This window comes from Salipiger sp. HF18, assembly GCF_011806505.1.
Taxonomy (GTDB): Bacteria; Pseudomonadota; Alphaproteobacteria; order Rhodobacterales; family Rhodobacteraceae; genus Salipiger; species Salipiger thiooxidans.
Genome location: NZ_JAATOS010000822.1, coordinates 1 through 1,074, shown reverse-complemented (window position 1 = coordinate 1,074; position 1,074 = coordinate 1). Strand labels below are relative to the sequence as shown.

Below are 1,074 nucleotides of genomic sequence, written 5' to 3'. Positions count from 1 at the left end.
CCGAAAAAGAAAGGAGCCACGACCTGCTGGGCCAGCCGGGCGATGTGCTCTGGACCCCGGCGGACTGGGCGTGGATCGGCGGGCTCTTCGACGTGCTGATGCCAGGGCTCTATCTCGGCGTGCCGGTCGTGGCCGCTCGGATGCCCCGGTTCGAGATCTCCGAGTGCCTGAGGATCTGCCAGCAAGCCTCTGTCCGCAATGTGTTCTTTCCTCCCACGGCGCTGCGCATGCTGAAGTCCGAGGGCGCCGAGCTGCCGGGCCTGCGCTCGGTCGCCTCGGGCGGCGAGCCGCTGGGGGCCGAGATGCTGGCCTGGGGTCGCAAGGCCTTCGGCGTCGAGATCAACGAGTTCTACGGCCAGACCGAATGCAACATGGTGGCCTCGTCCTGCGGCGCGCTGTTCCCGGCCCGTCCGGGCTGCATCGGCAAGCCCGCCCCGGGCTTCCACATCGCGGTGATTGACGAGGACGGCAACGAGACCGACGGCGAGGGCGACGTGGCGATCCGGCGGGGCGCGGGTTCGATGCTGTTGGAATACTGGCAGAAACCGCAGGAAACCGCCGACAAGTTCCGGGGCGACTGGCTGGTGACCGGCGACCGGGGCACCTGGGAGGACGGCTACCTGCGCTTCGTCGGGCGCGAGGACGACGTCATCACCAGCGCCGGCTACCGCATCGGCCCGACCGAGATCGAGGACTGCCTGATGACCCACCCGGCGGTGGCCACGGTGGGCGTTGTGGGCAAGCCCTGTCCGCTGCGCACCGAGCTGGTAAAGGCCTACGTCGTGCTCCGCCCGGACGTCGAGGTCCGCGCGTCCGAGCTTCAGGCCTGGGTCAAGGAGCGGCTGGCAACCTATTCCTATCCAAGGGAAATCGCGTTTCTCGACGCGCTGCCGATGACGGTCACCGGCAAGGTGATCCGCAAGGAACTTAAGGCCATCGCGGCCGCGGAACGGACGGCCGAGGCGGCCGGGGAGGTTTCATGAAACTGGCATCCACAGCAATCCCGTCCTCGGAGGGCTTCCGCGCCAACCGCGACGCCCATCTGGCGGCGCTCGAGGTGGTGCGCGAGGCGGC

General features: G+C 68.6%; 1 protein-coding gene. It reads left to right on the top strand.

What is annotated here, in order from left to right; all coding sequences use genetic code 11:
• Positions 1-983, top strand: a 983-nt coding sequence (locus HC022_RS27260) for an AMP-binding protein (protein WP_167454458.1), incomplete at its 5' end; no start/stop codon positions are given.
• Between the last annotated feature and the right edge of the window lie 91 nt (positions 984-1,074).